Source organism: Pseudomonas sp. B21-012 (genome assembly GCF_024749305.1).
Taxonomy (GTDB): domain Bacteria; phylum Pseudomonadota; class Gammaproteobacteria; order Pseudomonadales; family Pseudomonadaceae; genus Aquipseudomonas.
On the sequence record NZ_CP087197.1, the window covers coordinates 3,118,360 to 3,139,413 of the forward strand.

At 60.5% G+C, this 21,054-nt stretch carries 16 protein-coding genes and 2 pseudogenes; 11 read left to right on the plus strand and 7 right to left on the minus strand.

Going from position 1 to position 21,054, the window contains the following annotated elements:
• Positions 1-831 carry an undecaprenyl-diphosphate phosphatase gene (locus tag LOY37_RS14335; protein ID WP_093382336.1) on the minus strand — a complete coding sequence of 277 codons (831 nt, stop codon included), beginning with the start codon at positions 829-831 and terminating at the stop codon, positions 1-3.
• Between the two features lie 392 nt (positions 832-1,223).
• On the opposite strand from LOY37_RS14335, the pseudogene LOY37_RS27580 reads away from it, so the two are divergent.
• A pseudogene (locus LOY37_RS27580) lies at positions 1,224-1,910 on the plus strand (cache domain-containing protein); the annotation flags it as partial.
• A gap of 123 nt (positions 1,911-2,033) precedes the next feature.
• Positions 2,034-2,768, plus strand: coding sequence for a methyl-accepting chemotaxis protein (locus LOY37_RS27585; RefSeq protein ID WP_408980730.1), 735 nt, complete (start codon positions 2,034-2,036; stop codon positions 2,766-2,768).
• A gap of 62 nt (positions 2,769-2,830) precedes the next feature.
• Here the strand turns inward: LOY37_RS27585 and LOY37_RS14345 are convergent.
• Positions 2,831-3,013: pseudogene (locus LOY37_RS14345) on the minus strand (DUF2599 domain-containing protein); the annotation flags it as partial.
• 387 nt (positions 3,014-3,400) lie between these two features.
• A complete protein-coding gene (locus LOY37_RS14350) occupies positions 3,401-9,640 on the minus strand; it encodes a hypothetical protein (protein WP_258715046.1) in 6,240 nt (2,079 codons plus the stop codon).
• 225 nt (positions 9,641-9,865) lie between these two features.
• Between LOY37_RS14350 and pnuC the strand changes: the two genes are divergently transcribed.
• Complete coding sequence (pnuC, locus tag LOY37_RS14355) at positions 9,866-10,432, plus strand: nicotinamide riboside transporter PnuC (RefSeq protein WP_045198353.1); 567 nt, start codon at positions 9,866-9,868, stop codon at positions 10,430-10,432.
• Entirely contained in the window at positions 10,429-10,953 is a 525-nt protein-coding gene (locus LOY37_RS14360; RefSeq protein WP_258715047.1) for an AAA family ATPase, read from the plus strand. Before pnuC ends, LOY37_RS14360 begins: the two co-directional genes overlap by 4 nt.
• A 151-nt stretch (positions 10,954-11,104) precedes the next feature.
• Here LOY37_RS14360 and LOY37_RS14365 read toward each other — a convergent pair whose 3' ends face one another.
• On the minus strand, positions 11,105-11,299 hold the full coding sequence (locus LOY37_RS14365) for a hypothetical protein (protein ID WP_156160209.1): 195 nt from the start codon (positions 11,297-11,299) through the stop codon (positions 11,105-11,107).
• On the opposite strand from LOY37_RS14365, the gene LOY37_RS14370 reads away from it, so the two are divergent.
• From LOY37_RS14370 to LOY37_RS14395, 6 genes are all read left to right on the plus strand, one after another.
• Positions 11,277-11,720 (plus strand): hypothetical protein, encoded by a 444-nt coding sequence (locus LOY37_RS14370; RefSeq protein ID WP_093382321.1) that lies wholly within the window; start codon positions 11,277-11,279, stop codon positions 11,718-11,720. The genes LOY37_RS14365 and LOY37_RS14370 overlap by 23 nt on opposite strands.
• A gap of 1 nt (position 11,721) precedes the next feature.
• Complete coding sequence (locus LOY37_RS14375) at positions 11,722-12,294, plus strand: adhesin (RefSeq protein WP_258715048.1); 573 nt, start codon at positions 11,722-11,724, stop codon at positions 12,292-12,294.
• Between the two features lie 52 nt (positions 12,295-12,346).
• Positions 12,347-13,663 carry a heme utilization protein gene (locus LOY37_RS14380; RefSeq protein WP_195884234.1) on the plus strand — a complete coding sequence of 439 codons (1,317 nt, stop codon included), beginning with the start codon at positions 12,347-12,349 and terminating at the stop codon, positions 13,661-13,663.
• Positions 13,664-13,726: 63 nt separating this feature from the next.
• The gene (locus tag LOY37_RS14385; protein ID WP_258715049.1) at positions 13,727-14,407 is read left to right on the plus strand and encodes a C39 family peptidase; all 681 of its coding nucleotides are present in this window, start codon (positions 13,727-13,729) and stop codon (positions 14,405-14,407) included.
• Between the two features lie 33 nt (positions 14,408-14,440).
• Positions 14,441-15,193, plus strand: coding sequence for a hypothetical protein (locus tag LOY37_RS14390; RefSeq protein WP_258715050.1), 753 nt, complete (start codon positions 14,441-14,443; stop codon positions 15,191-15,193).
• A gap of 46 nt (positions 15,194-15,239) precedes the next feature.
• Positions 15,240-16,520 (plus strand): hypothetical protein, encoded by a 1,281-nt coding sequence (locus LOY37_RS14395; protein WP_258715051.1) that lies wholly within the window; start codon positions 15,240-15,242, stop codon positions 16,518-16,520.
• A 59-nt stretch (positions 16,521-16,579) separates the two neighbouring features.
• Here the strand turns inward: LOY37_RS14395 and LOY37_RS14400 are convergent, their stop codons facing one another.
• The 3 genes from LOY37_RS14400 to LOY37_RS14405 all read right to left on the minus strand — a co-directional run bounded on the left by LOY37_RS14400 (position 16,580) and on the right by LOY37_RS14405 (position 20,499).
• Positions 16,580-17,905, minus strand: a complete 1,326-nt coding sequence (locus LOY37_RS14400) for a sigma-54 dependent transcriptional regulator (RefSeq protein ID WP_045198338.1) — start codon at positions 17,903-17,905, stop codon at positions 16,580-16,582.
• 234 nt (positions 17,906-18,139) lie between these two features.
• Positions 18,140-18,499 carry a carbohydrate-binding module family 14 protein gene (locus LOY37_RS27590; protein ID WP_408980656.1) on the minus strand — a complete coding sequence of 120 codons (360 nt, stop codon included), beginning with the start codon at positions 18,497-18,499 and terminating at the stop codon, positions 18,140-18,142.
• 50 nt (positions 18,500-18,549) lie between these two features.
• Positions 18,550-20,499 carry a pilus assembly protein N-terminal domain-containing protein gene (locus tag LOY37_RS14405; RefSeq protein ID WP_258715052.1) on the minus strand — a complete coding sequence of 650 codons (1,950 nt, stop codon included), beginning with the start codon at positions 20,497-20,499 and terminating at the stop codon, positions 18,550-18,552.
• Positions 20,500-20,740: 241 nt separating this feature from the next.
• On the opposite strand from LOY37_RS14405, the gene LOY37_RS14410 reads away from it, so the two are divergent.
• Positions 20,741-21,007, plus strand: coding sequence for a hypothetical protein (locus LOY37_RS14410; RefSeq protein WP_258606876.1), 267 nt, complete (start codon positions 20,741-20,743; stop codon positions 21,005-21,007).
• The last annotated feature ends 47 nt before the right edge of the window (positions 21,008-21,054 follow it).

Genomic DNA, 21,054 nt, shown 5'->3' on the forward strand with positions numbered 1-21,054 from the left:
TCAACCGTGCGCCGTGGTCCAGTCGACCCAGCCGAACAGCCAGGTGCCGAGGATGATCAAACCGAACACGATACGGTACCAGGCAAAGGCCGCGTAACTGTGGTTGGCGATGAACTTGAGCAGGCCGCGTACCGCGATCATGGCGAAGATGAACGAGACCACAAAGCCGATGGCAAACACCGGGAAGTCGTCCGGCTGGAACAGATCGCGGTACTTGTAGCCCGAATACACCGCCGCACCGACCATGGTCGGCATGGCCAGGAAGAACGAGAACTCGGTGGCTGCTTTGCGCGACAGGCCGAACAGCAGGCCGCCAATGATGGTCGAGCCGGAGCGCGAAGTACCCGGAATCATCGCCAGGCACTGAGCGCAACCAATCTTCAGGGCGTCGGACCAGCGCATGTCGTCGACCTGGTCAACGCGGATCACATGCTCGCGGCGCTCGGCCCAGAGCATGATCACGCCACCAACCACCAGGGCGGCGGCCACGGTGATGGGGTTGAACAGGTACTCATGGATCAGGTCAGCAAACAGCACCCCCAGCACCACCGCCGGCATGAAGGCGATCAGCAGATTGACGGTAAAGCGCTGGGCCTCACGCTGACGCGGCAGCCCCACCACCACCTCGAAGATCTTGCGGCGAAATTCCCAGACCACCGCCAGGATCGCGCCCAGCTGGATGATGATGTTGAAGGCCATGGCCCGCTCACCACCGAAATTGATCAGGTCGGCCACGACAATCTGGTGGCCGGTACTGGAGATCGGCAAGAACTCCGTCAAGCCTTCGACAATACCTAGAATGACAGCCTGCAGGCCGGTCCAAAGATCCATGCTTCCCCCGTGGGGCAATGCCTGTGGCATGCCCCTTTATAGTCTTTTAGTTGCCAATGGCTGTTCAGCGCCTGGCCGTTTTACAGCGACAGTTGGTCGCAAAGCCAGCAGAAAAGTTCACGCGGCCTTCAGGTTTATCCCGTCGAGGCCGAAATCCTATCAGACCTCTCGGATAAACGCTGCTGGGACGACGCAACAGACCTCAACGAATCAAGCACTTAGTCCTTGGTCGAGTAGGTGGCGGGAGGCAAAGCATGCTTGGATGTGGGCAACAATAAAAAAGAACTCGAGGTAAGCATTCCATGAAGACTCTTCGCAGTATGTCGATCAGCCGGCGTTTGTGGCTGATCCTGGTAGTGGCAGTGGTGATGCTGGTAACCCTCGGTTTGCTGATGCTGCGCCAGATTCATGGCGACCTGTACCAGGCCAAGGCGGAAAAAACCCGCCATGTGGTAGAAACCGCCGCTGGCGTGCTGGCGTATTACCAAGGGCTGGAAGCAGCCGGCACATTGAGCCGCGACGCGGCCCAGCAACAGGCCCTGAGCGCGGTGCGCGGCCTGCGTTACGATCAGAATGACTATTTCTGGATCAACGACCTGGGGCCGAAGATGATCATGCATCCGACCAACCCCAAGCTCGACGGCCAGGACCTTTCGGCAATCCGCGACCCGGACGGCTTTGCCCTGTTCAACGAAATGGCCGCCCTGGCCAAGGCCAAGGGCGCCGGCAGCATCGACTACCGCTGGCCCAAGCCCGGCGCCAGCGAGCCGGTGAAAAAGACCTCCTACGTGCAGCTGTTCAAGCCCTGGGGCTGGGTGATCGGTTCGGGCGTTTACATCGATGACATGCAGGACGAGTTTTTGCGCCAGTTGCGCGATGCCTCGATCCTCGGCCTGGGCATCGCCCTGGTCATGACCCTGCTGGTGGTGCTGATTGCCCGCAGTATCGCCCGGCCGCTGCAGGAAGCGGTCGATGCCATGGCCACCATTGCCAGTGGCGAGAGCGACCTGACCCGGCGCCTGGATACCCACGGCAACGATGAAGTCACCCAGCTGGGTATCCACTTCAACAGCTTTACCGGTAAGTTGCAGGGCGTGATCAGCCAGTTGCAGGGCGCGGTGCATGCCCTGGCGCAATCGGCCAGCGATGTGGGCAACAACGCCGGCCAGGCCCAGCAACGCAGCGAACAGCAGTCCCAGCAAATGGAGCAGGTGGCCACGGCCATCAACGAAGTGACCTACGCCGTGCAGGATGTGGCGAAGAATGCCGAACAGGCGTCCAGCGAAATGCATGACGCCCAGTTGCGCGCCGAACAGGGGCAACACAGCATCCACGGCAGCCTGCAGCGCATCGACCAACTATCGACGACCATCGATGAAGCGGTGCAGGTAATCCGCGCCCTGGCCGGTCAGAGCACGCGCATCGGCAGCGTACTGGAAGTGATCCGCTCGATTGCCGAACAGACCAACCTGCTGGCCCTCAATGCCGCGATCGAAGCGGCGCGTGCCGGCGAGCAGGGCCGCGGCTTTGCCGTGGTGGCCGACGAAGTGCGCCTGCTGGCCCAGCGCACCCAACAGTCCACCGCCGAAATTCAGAGCATGATCGAACACCTGCAAGGCCAGTCCGAGGCGGCCGTGAAGGCCATCGACGCCAGCAGCGAAGCCTCGCGCCAGACCGTCGAACAAGCCAGCGAAGCCGGAGTCAGCCTGGACGCCATCAGCCAGGCGCTGCACAACCTGACGGCGCTCAACGCCTCGATTGCCAGTGCCACCTTGCAGCAGGCGCACGTGGTCGAAGAGATCAACCGCAACGTGACCGAAACGGCAGACCTGTCGCAGCAAACCGCCCTGGCAGCACAGCACTCCAGCGACTCGGGCAAAGCACTTGCGCGGCTGAGCACGCAGCTTGAACAACTGCTGCGGCAGTTCCGGGTTTAGCGCAAATCAGGTAAGACTTTTGCCAATTGTCTAGTCCTGAACAGGTGTATACCTTATTTAGGACGGGACACACTGTAGAAAAAGGCCAGTATCGGCAGCTCATCCTCTTTCGGGTTACCCAGGCCGAACTCCGTCTGGGTCTGGAACTCGCGGGTATTGATGACCTGCCGGGCGCCCATGAATCTTTTAAACGCGTCCACCCGCTCCTTGCTGCTCATCAGGTTGCGCATGTTGAAGCCGCACTGCCAGCCACGGCGAGCCGTTGCAAACGTCAATTTGCCCAGTACGGCGTCCTGCGAAACTGAGCAAAATACTAGTTTGAAATCAGTGCGACGAATGCTGTTAGCGTTAAGAATCTGTCCAGCGGCCAATGCAATGCCCTGCAGCGCGCGCCCTAACGGGCTCCCCTAAAGTTGGGCTGTGCGGCGATGGTCGGTTAGTCGAGGCTGTGCAAGCGCTGTATCGAAGCCATACTAAACATATGTTCAACCCGAGAAGGGGGCAAAGTGCGACCAGTATTGCTGTGAAGGGTTATGCCCCTCGTCGCGTTCTTATTACAACTTCGGACAACTCGCTACAGGCAAAAAAGGCCGCCCCAATGGACGGCCTTCACGGGCGAGCGATGGCTTAAATCAAGTAAAGTTCATGAGCCTTGAGAATTGAGACCAACTTCCTCGCTGAGGAAGGAAGAAGGTGACTGTCACTGTCTCTCTAACAGTATTCGTCACATAGAAAATCGCATCATATCCATAAGGATAGTTACCGGTGGTCAATGGTATATCAACCACTTGGCCTGAGTACCCAACAATGCGGGCACTACCTGTAACTGATACTCGCACATAATCCGCCCTCAATACTGAGGTGTCATAACAAACCACATTGACACTTCTGCCATTAGCAGGTGCTCCTGTAGCCACAAACCCATAAACACTTTGATACCCACTACTCTTTGCGGGATGCCAACTGCGCAAAAATGACATACTGGCTGTCACGCTCGGCAGCGTCGAAACTCTAGCCGTTACAACAGCTAAATTTCTAGCTAAAACAAAATCTTGGTATTCGCCGAATTGATCCAGCACTATGGGCTTGACTGTCCTACCGTCAAGAAATTGCCCACCCGTCACTCGAAGCTCAGCGACTGTTCCCATTCGACCGTGTACGGTAACAGTGTTGGTGTCTTTGCGGTGCACCCAATCGCTTGGAATAAAGTCTAATGAAGGTCCATTCTGCGTTACCGTGAGCGAAATTTGCGACTGGTGCAAAATCTGATATGAGATTTGCGGTGCCACGATAGCACCGTTCTCATTACCTGCCCCGCTTACGTCCACCCGCAGGTGAAGGCTCAAGCTTGTCCCGTCAGACAAAGCCTCGAGTGCTGTTCGTAGAATGTGGCGAGTAATTCCATTTCTCTCCTCCTCGGCGATTACCGCCTCGGCATCAACCAACCGCAGTTCCCAAGGCACGCCTCCTGGGCGCATGCCACGCAGGTCGATCCAGAACACCTGACCACGAACAATCCCCTGCCAAGGCTCAATACGCAACGTGGCGTTGCCGACAAAGGTTGCCAGTTCCAATATATTACCTCGCGCCTCAAGTATGTACGGCGCGGATAAACTGACCGGTACCTGCAGAATCTGGTACTCACGCACCGGAAACCTGATGGCCTGCGACTCTTCGGCATCCTCACGCAGCGCCACCGCCATCTCCAGGGTGATCCGGCTCTGATGGGCGAATTCCAGTAAGTCCGCCCTGGTCAGCGTAGCGCGTACACCCAGGTTGACTTCGCCAGCCGAGACCTGTCGCCCTTCGCCTAGAACGATGGATTTGGCATTACCTTGTGCATCCTCTCCACGGCAGCGAAACCAGTAACGCTGACGCTCGTTGATTCCGTTCCATTTCGCCACCGTCGCCAGCGCATTGCCCGGAAAACTCAGCAGATCGAGCACATCGCCACTGGCCTCCTCGATCCGCGGCCGCGGCGGGTTGCTCAACACCGGGCCGATTCCCAGGCGCAGGTAGTCCGAATAGCGCCGACGTTGGCCCACCTCGCTGACGTGGTAGCGGATGCGTACCTCATGCCCCAGGCTGCGTACCATGTCTCGCTCATACACGGGAAAGCCGATGTCACCAATAAACTGCACATCATAAAAATCGATGATGTTCGCCCCGGCCACCGGGCTCAACCACTCCATGGTCACCCTTTGGTCTTTCAGCATGCCGTCGTACACCGGAGCCTCGACGTTAGCCACCACAAGGCCGACCGGGTCGAGGGTATCGTTCTCCGCCTCAGGCACGTTCGGGGTGACCAGATCGGGAGCGGTTTCACCGACCCATAGTTTCAGGACTTGCGACTCCCGCGGCTCGCTGCTGCCGTAGAACACCCGGTAGGACAACTCCAGGTGCCCGCCCGACAACGCGACGATATGCTCGGGCGGCACGATAAGCGCCACCTCTTTGCCCACCCCAAGTTCAGTCACCTGCCAATCGCGAAAATAAGAATAGGCGTGACCGTTGGCCTGCTTGCCTTGCCAGACCAGGCGTGCCAGCTGGTTGCGGTACATGCCCACCCACGGCGGAACGATCACCACGGCCTGCGACAGGGTGTCAGGGAGGTAATCCTCCTGGCTATCGTTCACCCTCGGCGGCAGCAACTCGGCCGCCTTGCCCCGCACACCTACGGCAGTGGTTCGCGAAGCAAACTCCTGGCCTTCGCGGGTGACCTTATAGGAGACATAGGCCAGCCCCCCCGAGATCGACTCGGCGATGCTGTTGGGCACCTCGTGGACAATGAGCCGCGGAGGCGGGATAACCCCCACCGGGTACGGGAGGGATTCATGCGGCGGGATCGCCACCACCTCTTCGGTGAATCCACGGAAGATGAACACCACCTGGTCGCCGACCCGGAAGTCGGGCCGGACGGCAATCACCGAGACCCCCACATCGGCCCCTTGCAGTTCCCCCAGGTCGAGGAAGCCTTCCTCGTCGAGCCCGGCCACCGCCGGCCGTGGCAGCAACACCAGGCTGACCTCGACAAAGGCGTAACTGGGCAACGAGGCGCCATCGGATTCGTTGCCCACCTCGTCTTCGAGCCAGTACAGCACCAGCAGGCGTTCATCATCGCCCCCGGCCTCGATGGTGGCAAAGTCGACGAACACCGGTATGGTCCTGCCCACTTCGCCTTGCTGGACAACATGGGTGACCTTGGCCCCGCCCCAGCTCAAATTGAGGACATCACCCGCCTCCATGATGTGCCAGCGGTTGACGTACACCGTGATGCCGTCCTGGGCCATTTCCCAGTCGATCAGGCCGAAGGGCACATCTGGCGACATCAGGGCGGCATTATGAGGGCTGCCGGGGATGGGATTGGGGCCGCCGGGCAAGGTGACCTTGACCTTGACCCGCAAACGCGCCGACGCGCGCTTATTGCCGCTCAGCGGCTCGACCGTGAACCATACCTCGCTGACGCCTTTGGGAATGCGGGCAGCGGGAACGTATAGGGTGACTAGATCGTTCACCTCTTCAGGCAGTATCACCACCGCAATCGGCGTGGCCGGCACCTGTTCGTCGCCAAAATGCACATGAACCTTATCGCCAGCGGCCATTTGCAGGTACGGCTCGACCAGAACCAGCAGCCCATCGGCATGAGCTTCCAGGGCCCGTACACCAATGCCGCCATCAAGGCCTGCGGGATGATCGATGAACTCTTTCCATTGCGGGATGCGCACATGGCTGGTTTCGACGCTGGTGATCTGGTTGACACGCATGAACCAGGGGCTACCGTCGGCGGCGACGCCACGGGTCGCATAGCGCGAGGCCAGGCGGGTGAAGTACAGGGTCTGGCTGAAGCGGGTCCAGCTACCACCCTGGGGCAGTTGAAACGTCACTGTCACTTCTTCGGCGACGCTGTCGACCACGTCGAACTGGCAATCACCGCTCAGCGCCGTCAGCGGCAGGCTAACCACCTGGCCAGGGTGGCCGACAATCCGTGCACTGCCGCTGAGCTCAACCTGCACATAGGTGGCGCTGGCAAAGCCGTCGGCATCGAAGCACACCCGATTGGCCGACCGGCCGTTGGCCAGCGCGCCGCTCGCCGCACGGGCGCGCACACGCTGCTCATCTTGCTGCTGGGCGTACGGGAACACATCAACGAATTTCACCGGCACGTGCTGGGCTTGTGCGCCGCCGATCTGCGCGCTGACCAGCACCGTCTCGGCGTACGGATCACCCAGCCAGGCGATAAACTCGCCCTGGGCATCGAGAGTGAAGTCCAGTTGCTGGCTGTCGTTGTCGAACTGCGCCGAGCCATTGACGCTGAGACTGCCTTGCGCGCCGGGCCGGCCGGCCAGGGTCACCGCGCAGGTCTGGGTTGGCAGCGTCCAGTCCGCCGGCAAGACCGAGCTGGCCAGGCCGGCATCGGAGATGCCTATGTGCAATTGCCCCTGGCGCACGGTGTAGCTGCGCACCGGACACTCTAGCGCCGCAGCGCCGCCGTAGCTGACGCTCAGGTGCAGCGACAACGGGCTGCCATCCTCCAGCGGTTCGAGAAAATCGCGCGGCAACGCCACGCTCAATTCCGCCACCTGCTCGACCGGGCTGTCCTCCCACAGCGCGAGCGTGGCGGTGGCGCTGCGCACTTCCAGCCACACCCGCTGGCCCACGGCCATAAAAGGCCAGGCTCTGACGCTGACCTGGGCATCGCCTTCGAACAGGTCCAGGTCCAGCTCGTTGCCGATCGCCTCATCGATCCTCGGGTGCGGCAAGTCGTGATCATTCGGCACGCCGATTTGCACCGCCTGCCTGGGCGATTCGATCGCCGCCAGCTCGTTGCGCAGCACTTCATAATAGAACTGCACCGGGCCGTTGAAATTCGCCGCCACCGCCGCCGCTGGCACGCTGATAGTGATGCTGCCGCTGTCACTGCCCGCACGCTCCGGGAGGGTGGGAGTGCCGGCGCCCGCCGATCCTTTCCAGTGCAGGAGAATGCGATCGCTTTCACGCATGCCCGGGTAGCTGACCAGCACCTGGGCGCCATGCAGGCCGAGCATCGGGTCGTAACTGCCGTCCTGGGCGCCAATCAGCAGCGCACGCTCAGGCACCGGCGCCACCGAGCGCAACGCCAGCGCCCGCGCCTGGGACGGTAGCGGCCGCCCGCCCAGCGCCGGCTCGACCACGTAGCTCATCATCACCGTGCTGCCCACCCCGGCCTGGGCGATGGCCTGGGGCACGCGAAAGCTGGGTGCGGCGCCACTGCTGTCGACAAGCTTGGCTTCGCTGTAGCTATGCTCCGGATCCTCACCTTGCCAGGTAAAGGTGACCTTGTCCCCGGCGCGCTTGTTCGGGTAGTTGATGTTCACCTGCACCCCGAACGGGTAAAAATACGGGTCGAGCTCATTGACCGGGTCGTCCAGCTCCGGCGCCGGCAGCAAGCCGGCAGCACTGATGCGCAGCTCCAGCACCGCCGATTGGCGAAAACCGACGCTGCGCGTGCTCAGCATGCGCACCTGGTAGAACACCCTGACCGAGCCCGACTCCAGCAGGTTGATGTGCGCCTTGTCGACACTGAACGCCATCTCATCGTCACCTGCCGCCTCGTTATGGGAGACTGCCCGGCTGACCTGGTACAACGTCGGCCGGCCATCACTTTGAGTCCCCTGCCATACCACGGTCACCTGGTGGCCTTGCGTACGCCCCTGGTACTTGGGGATCATTACCGCGGCCCGGGCAACATCATAGGGCAGCACACCCTCCGGCGCCTGATGGACCCGAGGCACAGTCAGCGCCTTGGGCTGGCCTTTGAAACCGATGCTCAGGCGCTGCGACTGCTGCTGGCCCCCAGCATTCACCAGCGTGTAGCCCACCACCGCCAAACCACTGGCCAGCGCCCAGACTTTGTCATTGGGGATGGTGAACGTCAGCGTCTGCGGCAAAGTCCCGCGGATGGTCTGGTCCAGCTCGGTTACGGTCGGCACGCCCGAATCGATGTAGCCGGTAAAGCGCAGCTTGACCGTGTCACCGGTGGCGAATGCCGGCGCGCTGGCCTGCACATGAATCAGCAAATCATTGCTGCCCAGAACCTCAAGGTTGAGATAACCCTCGTGATCCAGCCCCGTGACCGAAACGCCCGGCAACTGCGCATGGCCGGTGTCGACCACCACCGAGACATGCGGTGCCCAGGTCTGGCTGGTGTTGTGGACAATATCGTGCACTTCCCAGGTCACCACCAGGTTGGGGCTATCACCGGCCTGGAGGATGACGCTGCCGGGCACGGTGAACACCACCGGCTGGTTGAGGTCGGCCTCGACCAGGGTATAGCTCAGCATGACCCCGCCCCAGCTCAGGCGGATCACGTCGTCGACCGCACGGTTCTCATAGAAGTAGACCTGCACCTGAACGCCGTTTTCCAGGTGTTCGGCGGTCACCGGGTTGACACCGACATCCGCCGCCACCAGGCCCTGGTGCCCAGGCTCGGAACCGCCCGGGCGGTCCAGCTTGACCAGGATCGCGAGATCGCGGGAGGGCCCATACTCCACATTGTTGCGGCTGAAGGCATAGCGCACTGTATGTGCACCCGGGGTAAACCGCTCGCTCGGCAGGAACAGGGTCAACGGCCGGCCGAGGTCGTATCCCTCAAGCACCAGCGGCGCAACGACCGGCGTGCTGTCGGCATCCATGTACACCCGCAACTCATCACCGGCGACCACATCAACGAACGGCGGCACGGTCGCCAGCACGCCACGCGGATCGATGCTCAGAGTATGCAGGTTGACACCCGCGTCATGGCCGCTGACCGGTGCTACCGCAGCGAACAGGGACAAGACGGGCAGTTCGCTGGTGGTGGTTGCGTCGACGGTATCGCTTTGCAAATCATTCATGGCAGACATGCCTCGGTGCAGGGGAAACGCGTTGCGGCCCTGCGTGCATACCGCCATGAAAAAGGGCCGACCTGGGTAAAGTCGACCCTTATTCAATACCTCGTTATCGAGGCCAACAACTGACAAAAATGCTAGGTGGCAGTCCAAACCTCATGCCTGTGCGTATGCCAGAAGTAGCGCCAGCAGGTACAATCGCGCCCTTGCGCAAACTACCAAGGAACGCCGATGTCCGGCCTCGAACTGTTCGCCGCCGTGCTCGGCGTTATCGCCGTGTGGCTCACGACCAAACAGAACCCCTGGTGCTGGCCGATCGGCCTGGTGATGGTGTTGCTGTACACCTGGGTCTTCTATGACGTGAAGTTGTATTCGGACATGCTCCTGCAACTGGTGTATGCCGTGCTGCAGCTTTATGGCTGGTGGCAATGGACACGGCCGGGCAGCACGCGCGAAGCTCGCCAGGTCAGCCTGTTGCCGGCGCATTCGGTTGCCTTTGGCCTGGGCATTGGCTTGCTCGGCAGCCTCGGCCTGGGCGCGGCCATGGCCACCTGGACAGACGCCGCCCACCCCTGGCTGGACGCTGCGCTGACCGGTTTCAGCCTGGTGGCGCAATGGTGGATGGCGCAAAAGCGCCTGCAGTGCTGGCCGCTGTGGGTGGTACTTGATGTTATTTTCGTCGGCCTGTTCCTGTCCAAGGCTATGTACCTGACCGCCGCGCTCTATGCCCTGTTCACCTTGATCGCGGTACAAGGCTGGCGCGATTGGCGACGCGATCCGGCGTTGACCTACGCATGAAGGTAGTGGTCCTCACCGGCCCTGAATCCAGCGGTAAAAGCTGGCTCAGCTCCGAAATCCAGGCGCACTTCGGTGGCGAACGGGTGGGCGAGTACGTGCGCCACTTCATTGACGAGCAGGTGCGTGACACCTGCTATGCCGACATCCCGGCCATTGCCCGCGGGCAGTTGGCCTGGGAAGACGCCGCACGAGCGCGGCAACCGGCGCTGCTGATCCTCGACACCCACCTGCTGAGCAACATGCTCTGGAGCCGCACGCTGTTCGGCGATTGCCCGGCGTGGCTGGAACAGGCGCTGCTGGCCCGTCACTACGACCTGCACTTGCTGCTCAGCCCCGAGGCCGTTGCCTGGCACGACGATGGCCAGCGTTGCCAGCCGCTGCTGGCCGAACGTATGGCGTTTTTCAATGCCACGGGCGAGTGGCTGGCGCAGCACCAGCAAGCGTCCCAGGTCGTGCAAGGCGACTGGACGCAGCGTCGGCGCGCAGCCTTTGCCGCAGTTGCGCAGTTGCTCAAGACCTGAGCGACTGCGCGCTGCACAGTGTCCATTCCTGAAACACTCTCACCTGCGCAAAGCCGCGAGCTAAAGCGGCCAGCCCGTGCCCGGAGAAAAGTGTTAAGCCGCTGAAACAATCCCCGCGCACGCCTGTTGCCGGGCCGTGGCGCCCGCAGTATCAGGCGCTGAACAGCGCCGGTGTCTCAGCGGCATTACAACATTTTTTTGACCCTGGCCAAGCATAAAACCAAGCCATTGTTTTCGCTTGATAAATAAAAACCGGCACACCTTCTGCTCTCTTCTTCGCAACGCTGAACAGGGCCAGCGCACCATAAGAAGGAATTGCCATCGTGGGAAAGATTGATAAAGGCATCTACCGCCTCCTGCTGCTTGCCTGTGCAGTGAGTTCAAGCCTGAGCTTGAGCCTGCCGGCCCAGGCCGAAAACGGCATCGTCGTCATCACCCGCGATGTACAACCGCGCAACGCCATGCGCCCACCGCTGGCGCCCGACCCTTACCCGACCACGGTCAACACCAACCCGTCGGCGCAGATCCTCAAGCAAACCAACGAGCTGAGCGACGGCGATTTTGCCTCGATCACCAGCGGCTCGGGAATCGGCGCCATGGTCACCCAGCAGACCAATAACCTGGGCAGCAACATCAATAACCAGACGCAACTGCCGAACCTGGCCGGTGGACGTTCCGGCAACTCCGGCAACGGCATCTCCAACATGGTCAATTCCAGCGTGCAGAAAGGCCTCGCGCCCCTGCAGATCCTCACCGGAGGCAAGTGAGATGAAGCACTCGTTGCTGATTCTGGCCATGTTCTGCAGTGTACCGGCCTTCGCCCAGCCCCCCGTCGTCAATAACGCCAACATCGACAATTCCGGTGCCCAGTACCAGGGCAACCTCACGGTCAACCAGGCTGCCGGCGATCAGCAGCAACAGGCCAACGCCCGGGCCATCGCGGTGGGCCATGGCGCCAGCGCCAGCACCCAGCTCCGCCAGCGCCTGCGCACAACGGTAGACCCAAGCATCGATGCCCAGTCGAACATCCAGGGCAACTCTTTCAGCCACGGCAGCGGCGCCCTGGGCGTCAACCAGAGTGCCGGGGCCAGCAACCAGCAAGCCAACGCCATGCGGATCAGCATCAGTTCCGGTCCGCAAAGTATCGACGACAGCGTCCTCATGCAACAGAACGTGGCGCTGCTCAACAACTCCGACTCAGCTGACTCCGCACCCGGCTTTCGCCAGGTCACTACCAGTGACCAGGCCTTCACCGGTAGCCGTGGGGTGATTCAGCTGAATCAGAGTGCCGGGGTGGGAAACCGAACGGCCAACACCCTGAGCATCCGGGTCGCGGACTGACCCAAACAGCTAGGAACAACACTTAACCTAAAATAAAGTACGGAGAATCACCATGAAACCTTCGATGGCACTCAAGCCTCTGGTTTTCGCAATTGCTGCGGTCATGGCTGTTGCTGTACAAGCTGGGCAGAACGAACCACGTGGCCATGGCCATAACGGTCATCACAACAATGGCCACCACACCCCTCCTCCTCCCACCAAAATCTCGATCAACGCGACCGCCAACGCGTGGGACAAGCAAAGCAGCACCAACAACCGCATCCGCAACGAAGGCACTGTGAACGAAGCCGAAATGAGCAGCTCGGCCACCGGCACCAGCGGTAACGTCGGCGTCAACGTGGCTGCCGGTGCCGGCAACCAGCAAGACAACGCCGCCGCCATCGCCAACGCCGCCACCGACAACTCGGAAATCGACAACACCTTCGTGTTCGGCAACGCAACGGCGACCGCCAAGGTCTCGCAATACAGCAACAACAACCGGGTCGACAACTACGGCAGCACCAACTCGGCGGTCATGGGCGGTTCGGGCAACAACGGCAGCGGCAACATGGGCATCAACATTGCCGGTGGCGACCTGAACCAACAGAAAAACACCATGGCAATTGCCAATACCAACGCTGCACTGGGTAACGCAACCGCCACCGCCTCTGCCGATCAAAGCGGCCCTGGCCTGACCGTCAACAACAACGCTGACCGTACCTATCGTGTCGATACCCTGACGGTGACCAAAACCGCCAGTGGTAGCGCCAATTACGATAAATCCATGGAAGCCAGCGGCAGCAAGAGCAACTCTTCGAGCTTCGAGCTCGCCGGCGCCAACAGCTTCAATGCCAGCGGCTCGCACAACTCCGAAGCTAGCGGTTCTAAAAACCATGAAGCCAGCGGCTCGAGCAGTGCTTCTCTGACCGCTTCGCTGGATGCATCGGTTGAAGCCAGCAGAAACTCGTCCTATGACTATGGCCGTCATCACAGCGGCAGCAGCTCGCAGTCGGCCGATGCTTCGCTGACTGCCTCGCTGGATGTTGATATCGACAAGTCGTGGAACAAAGAGTCCAGCTCTTCGTACGATAAGTCCAAGAGCTCTTCGTTCGAAAAAGCCTTCGATTCTTCGTTCGAAAAATCGGGCAGCAAATCCTCCGAGTCTGAGTACAACAAAGCGAAAAGCTACAGTGAAAGCAGCTCTTATGATTTGAGCAATACTTTCTCTTATCAAGTGCTGACTCCAACCGGCTGGGCCAACCCTGTAACCAACACTGCAACCCTGAGCGGTTCGGTGAACGGCGGCAGCGGCAACCTGGGCGTCAACGTAGCAGCCGGTGTGGGCAACCAGCAAAGCAACTCGCTGGCCATCTCCAACACCTCGATGTAAATGCTGTGATCTGGAGGCCCCCTTCGGGGGGCCTTTTTCAACACCATCAGGGGGGCGTCGGACATGCGCGTTATCGCCTTGGCATTTTTGCTCTGCCTGAGCAGCATCAGCGAAGCGGCGCAATTGCCGCTTTCGGTATTACCGGGTGGTGCGGTGGTGTTCAAGCCCATCCAGAGCGTGCGTGAACGCAAATTCGCCGACCTGGTGCAACAGAAAACCGATTTCAGCTGTGGCGCCGCGGCATTGGCGACCATCTTGCGCCAGGCCTACTGGCTGGACGTCAGCGAAGATCAGATCATCGAAGGCATGCTCGCCCACTCCGACCATGATGTGGTGCGGGTCCAGGGCTTTTCCATGCTCGACATGAAGCGCTACGTCGAAAGCCTCGGGATGCGCGCCCGCGGTTACCGGGTACAACTGGACGCCTTGCAGAGCGTGCGCATTCCGGTGGTGGTGCTGATGGACGTGCGCGGCTACAAGCACTTCGTGGTCATGCAGAAAGTCCACAACGGCTGGGTGTACATCGGCGACCCGGTGCTCGGCCATAAACGCTACAAGATCGAAGACTTCGTCAAAGGCTGGAACGGCATTCTCTTCGCCGTCATCGGCCGGGGCTACGACAAGGCCAACGCCTTGCTCGACCCACCACTGCCGCTCACGGCCAAGAACCGCATCAATACCTTCACCCCGGTGCAAGACGCTGAGTTGATGGATTTCGGCTTCATCCAAAGCGACTTCTTCTAATGACAAGGGAGCATGAGGCTCCGGGAGCATCCCATGAAGACTTCTATCTGGCTCGCCGTGCTTTGCCTGGCCGCCAGCCTGCCAACCCAGGCCCAGACGCTCAAGCCCATTGAACTGAAGGATCAGGAGCTGGCCAACCTGCGCGGCCGCTTTGTCATGCCCGGGCGGATCATCAGCTTTGGCATTGTCATGAGCAGCACCTGGCAAAACGCCAATGGCGAAGTGATTGGCGCCAGGTCTTCGATGCAAATCCAGCAAACGACGATCAAGCCGCAGTTCTACGTGTCGATGATCGACGAAAAAGGCAGCGGCGCGGCGCGCTCGCAGAGTGTCGGCAGCGGTAGCGTCACCGGTGGCAGTGGCCTCAACAGCACCGAGGGCGTGACCCAGGTGGTGCGCGCCGCCGGCGACAACAACAGCGCCTACAACAACGTCGATATCAACGTCACCAAGGCCAACCAGGCGCCCGCAGCAGCCCAGCAGCCACAAGGCGAAGCCCTCGCCGCAGGCACGACCCTGGTCGGCGCCAATGGCGCAGGGTCGTTGAGCGTGTCCTCGACCGGCAGCGGCGTGCAATTCAACATCATCGCCAACAACAACCAGGGCAGCACCGTGCAGCGCCTGGCCCAGGGTGGGCTGATGCAGAACACCACCTTGCTCGGCGCTGGCAACAAGGTCAGCAACCTCACCTCCCTGAACGTCGTGCTGCGTGACAACGTGCCGAGCGCCGGGGCGCTGAACGGTAACCTGGACCAGCTCAAAGGCCTTCGCACTCTCGGTTTCTGATCTACGCTCTGTCTCATCACTTGTAGTCAGAAGGGACGGCTAACCCATGCACCGATCGTTAACCTTCAGAGCTATTGTCTGTTTGAGTAGCCTGACCCCGGCCACATTGCTCTACGCAGCAGCCGACCCCCAGGTCGAAGCACTAAAACAAGAACTCATGGAGTTGAAACAACGCTACGAAGCCCAGCAGAACGCGTTGATGGTCCTTGAACAGCGCGTTCGCCAGGTCGAAACAGCACCGCCAGCACCCGCGCCCAGACGCCTGACCAAATCCCCCGCCGAAACCGTCAAGGGCGGCCAGACCGTGGCCACCGGTGCGCCGGGAACCACCGGCAGCTCTTATGGGCAGTCGCTCAAAGACGACTCGGAACCGGCGCAAAGCGTTTCCAACCTGTATGACGAAGCCAGTGGCTTTTTTGGTGGCGGCAGGTTCAGCGTCGAAACCGGCCTGACCTACACCCACTACGACACCCGCGCCCTGGTCCTCAACGGTTTTCTGGCGCTGGACTCGATCTTCCTCGGCAACATCAACCTCGACCGCATCAAGGCCGACAACTGGACCCTGGACCTGACCGCCCGCTACAACCTCGATCAGCGTTGGCAGTTCGATATCAACGTCCCGGTGATCTACCGTGAATCCACCTATTCCTCCGGCGGTGCCGGCGGTGCCGGCCCGGTTACTTCCGATGCGACCGTCAGGCGCGATCCAACCATTGGCGATGTCAACGTCGGCATTGCCTACAAGTTCCTCGATGAGTCGGAAAACTGGCCCGACGCGGTCGCCACCCTGCGGGTCAAGGCCCCCACCGGCAAAGACCCCTACGGCATCAAGCTGGTCAACGACCCGACCAACGACAACCTCTCGGTGCCTGAGAGCCTGCCCACCGGCAACGGCGTCTGGGCGATTACACCGGGTATCTCGCTGGTCAAGACCTTCGACCCGGCGGTGCTGTTCGGCAGCCTGTCGTATACCTACAACATGCAGGATTCGTTCAGCGACATCAGCCCGACGATCAACACCAAGGTCGCAGGTGACGTGAAACTGGGCGACTCCTGGCAGATTGGCGCCGGTATCGCCTTTGCCCTGAACGAGAAGATGAGTATGTCGTTCTCGTTCACTGACCAGTTTGCCAGCAAGAGCAAGATCAAACCCGATGGCGGTGACTGGCAATCGGTGCCCAGCAGCGACTACAACGCGGCCAACTTCAACATCGGCATGACCCTGGCCGCCACCGACAACCTGACCATCGTCCCCAACCTGTCCATTGGCCTGACCGACGACTCGCCGGATTTCTCCTTCAGTCTGAAATTCCCTTACTACTTCTAAGGTTCACAGCCATGAAAAAGCCCGCTTCAGCGGGCTTTTTCGTGCGCATTGGTCACGACTCAACGAATCTGGTGCTTGTGCAGCAGCCGGTAAAAGGTCGGCCGGGAAACCCCCAGCACCTTGGCTGCGATGCTCAGGTTGTCGCTGTGGCGGTTGAGCACGTCGCACAACGCCTGGCGCTCGGCCCGGTGCTTGTAGTCTTCAAGGGTGCCCATGCTCGGGGCGAACTCGTGCTGGCCCAGCAAGCCCAGATCTTGTGCCTCGATCTGCCGGCCTTCGGCCAGAACCAGGCCGCGGCGCACGCGGTTGGCCAGCTCACGGACGTTGCCGGGCCAGTCGTGCTTGCCCATGGCCACCAGGGCGTCTTCACTGAAGGAGCGGGGCCGGCGGCCGGTTTCCAGGCTGTAGAAGTGCGAGAAATGACTGGCCAGCATCGACAGGTCGCCATGGCGGTCGCGCAGCGGCGCGGTGACCACCTGCAGGACATTCAGGCGGTAATACAGGTCTTCGCGAAAGCGCCCGCTGTCGATGGCTTTTTCCAGGTCGACGTGGGTCGCTGCCAGTACCCGCACATCGACGGCTATCGGCTGGCTGCCGCCGACCCGCTCGATGTGTTTTTCCTGCAAAAAGCGCAGCAGATTGGCCTGCAGCTCCAGCGGCAGGTCACCAATTTCATCGAGAAACAGCGTGCCACCGTGGGCGGCTTCGATACGGCCGATCTTGCGTTGATGGGCGCCGGTGAAGGCGCCTTTCTCGTGGCCGAACAGCTCGGACTGGATCAGGTGCTCGGGGATGGCGCCGCAGTTGATCGGCACGAAGGGTTTGTCACGGCGCTGAGACTGGCGATGCAAGGTGCGCGCCACCAGCTCCTTGCCGGTGCCGCTCTCGCCGCGAATCAGCACCGGCGACTCGGTGGGCGCCAGCTTGCTCAGCAGCTTGCGCAGTTCGCGAATCGGCCGGCTGTCACCGAGCAGTTCGTGCTCCGGTTCATCGACATGCACATAGCCCTTGCCGCGCAGGCGCGCCATGCCGAACGCGCGGCCAAGGGTGACCTGTACCCGCGAGACATCAAAGGGCAAGGTATGAAAGTCAAAAAACCATTCGCAGACAAAATCGCCGACATTCTGCGCCCGCAGCTCCTGCGGACTGAGTACGGCGATCCATTCGGTATTGCTGCGGCTGATCAAATCCTTGACCGCATCCGGGTGCTGCAGGTGCGAAGCCTGCAAACGCAGTAGCCCGACGTCGCAGGGATGTTCCAGGGCCGAGTTCAAGGTGCAGCTGTGCACATCCCAGCCAACACTGCGCAAGCCAGGCAATAGACGATGGCAGTCATCGCAAGGATCGACGATCAGCAGGCGGCGGTTGGATGCAGGCTCTAGCATGACCTATTCCTTGGCGCCAATAGTTGGAATTTTAAATAGAAACAGTGTGTTGGCAGGCCCGTTTTAACAGTAGCAACGATGCGTCAATCGCCCACTACCGTCTGTCTGCTGGAAGGGAGTATTTGTCGAGCAATTGCGGTCAAAGGCGGCGCCGCAACGAGCTGGATACCGGGTCGGTACCACTGCGGCAACCTTGAAATTTTGCTGACGCTAGAACGCCTGGATCCTCAGTATTCAGCGTACCAGCTGGCGGCGTTCGGGCAAGCCCGGATCGAGCTGGCCGGTGGCGGGTTGAGCGGCACTCGGGCAACTGCTGGCCGTCACACATCGCTGGGCCGACGGGGAATAGAAGCTGCCGGCCGGGCAGCTGTAGGCAAAGCGATACCACTGCCCACCTATTAGCTGACACTTGAAATAGCTCGTGCAATCGCTGGGGTCTGGATGATAACCCGCCCCGACCGCCGCACAGTTAACCTGAACCTCTTCGTTGCTGACGCCTCCGGATGAGCTGCAGCCTGCTAACAAGGTGAATGCTGATGCGACTACCAGACGCCCCAAGGTACGACTTGCGGTAAAACGTGAACGGTATGACATGATGCACCTCTTTGCTTGGTGGAGAATCGTTTTAATGTCCCATACCCGATTCAGTTAGCGGGCCTTGTGCTTGTCAGAAACCAACCGCCCGCATTGGTAGAGCGGGAATTACAGCGAAAGGTATTAGCCGAGCCCACTTCATAGACGCGCTCGGTTCCGGGGCATTGACCGTTGGTAAACATGAAGAAGTAGCGCCGCATCAGCGATGGAAACGGCTGCGCATAGTGGCCCAGCAACAACGCTTCATCACCCGCCTGCACCGGGCTGCCGCCCCGACTCTGCATCAATTGCAAGCCGGTCGCATAGGACGTGGAGAGCTCGTCGACATTGAGCCAGCGTATGTTCGACACCTGCACCGTGTAGGCAACGCTGCGCTGGTTAGCATCGCGAACCGTGATGGTGGTTGTCCCGTTGCCCATGCCGGTGACTTTCCCCTGTTGATCCACAGCGGCTATCTCGGGGTTACCGGCGACATAGGTATACGGCGGTTGGCCACCCGTAGGCTGGCGCTGCGAAGTGTTGCCAGAAAAGTCCCTGGTCTGTTGCCAGTTTTTCGTCACCCGGACTGCCGGACCGTTCAACACCAGGAGCTCTGGGGCAATGCTAAGACCCGTACGCAGCGTCAGGCGGAGCAAGGGGAAGGTAACCGCGTCGGCTTCTTGCTGCGTGCGCGCGAAGCTGACTTTGAATTCCACCCGTAGTTCGGAGTTATCCCGCAGAAGCACCAGACGGTTGCGCGCGATCGCCCTGCTCAGGCCATTTGCGGCTTCGCCTTCATTCACCTCGGCGGCGCTGCCCAACTCGATGACATCGGCATCACCGTTGAGCTTGGTGCCATGACAACGCAGCCACACGCGTTGCCCTGCGTGGGCGAAATTCCACCGCATTATCGATACCAGGGGATTGTCGGTTACTCGATCAAGGTCCAGTGTCGTTCCAATCACACCGGCGACGGCGGGCTGCGCCAGCCCTGCCAGGGGCCGTATGCCCAGACTCAACAGCGGCGACCGCTGTGCCCCGCCGCCCACGCGCTCGACGTCATAGCGGACCTGTACCGTGCGCAAGCTGGGCCCTATGTTTGCGCCCACAAGCTCAGGGGCAAGGGTAAATTCGACTTCACCGCGAGGATCTCCCCTGAGCGGTTCGCTAATGGTCGATCCAATGGCCGAGCCGGTCCAGTTCAAGGTAATGTTTTCCTGCACGGTCATGTGCGGGTAACCAACCTTGATGTTTACCCCGGATAACGCTTGCAAAGGATCAAGCTGTCCCGCCGTGGCCTGAGTAACGCAGGGCTGCTGTAGTTCCAGGGTCTCAAGCCTGATCCATAACGACAGTAACTGCGAGTGCCGGGTCCGTACACCTGGCTCCACCACCCAGTATCGGAACAAGATATTTTGGCCGATGGTCGGAATAATGAATTCGACAGGCAGGTCAAAGGTCAGGTCCGTTAAGGCGGTCACCTCCTTGTCCCTCAGATAGCTGCCCCCGCCACCTGTTCGAAGGCACTCCAGATAAACCCTTTGTCCAACTAACATGCCATCGTAGACAACCACGCGCACGGTAGCGGTTGTCAGACCGATTGGATCCAGCCTGCCCTCCTTGGCTTCGTCTACCAAAGGAGGAGGCAGCACCAGGTCTGTGCGCCCGACTTCCAGAACCAGCTGGTCAGATTCGTGCCAGTCGGTTTCAAAATCAAATACACGATACCGCACCATCAATAGGCCCTTGTTGAGCGGGGCGATATGTTCGGCCAGCACGAGGAAATCGATAGGCTCTCCCACCCTGTCGGCGTCAACGATCCGATCCTCGGTATGCAAATAGTGCTGATTGTTTTCCCGCCGCCCATCCCAGATCATTCGCACCAGCTGGTTGGCGGCCATTTGCGCATACACCGGGATTTGTACCGTCGCACGCTCAAGGGTATCGACGAGGTTGTTGCCAACGGCTTCAAGTACGACAGGCGCCGGCAAAAGTTGCTGGGTTAATACACCTTGGCGCATTCCATCCTCCAGTCATTGGCGCATAAGCGCTGTGGCTGGCCCTATTCAACGCCGCTCCTGACCTGGCCGCTACTGACAAAAATGCCAGGTACCCCGGCATCAACCGATGAACGGTATTCAACTATTTTTAAAAGAAGTGTGACTTGTCCCCCGGTCGGGGGCATCAGTACAAGTAACTTACCGCTATGCAAACACGCATGCGGTTATATTCGATGTTTGGGCCCACAGAGAGACCGAACCCATGAACGCCCCGCTCCGTGTCAACGAAGCACTGCTGATTGCCGACCACGCCTTCGAACCTTTCCAGTGTGTTGCCTGGGATGCGCCCAATGGCACCGGTGAACTAAGCCTGGCAGTTATCGACCGGACCAGTACCCGCATTGGCAGCAAGCAGGTGCCGAGCAGCACCTACTCCGACCCCGCCCAGTGGGCTGATCTGATCGAGCAAGTGCGCGCCGAGCTGAGCGAAAAAGGTTATGACTTGCAGCCTTGGTCGATGCCCAAGTAACGACCGGTTAATTACCAAAGGCGCGGCCCAGGCGCCCGTCTTTGGTA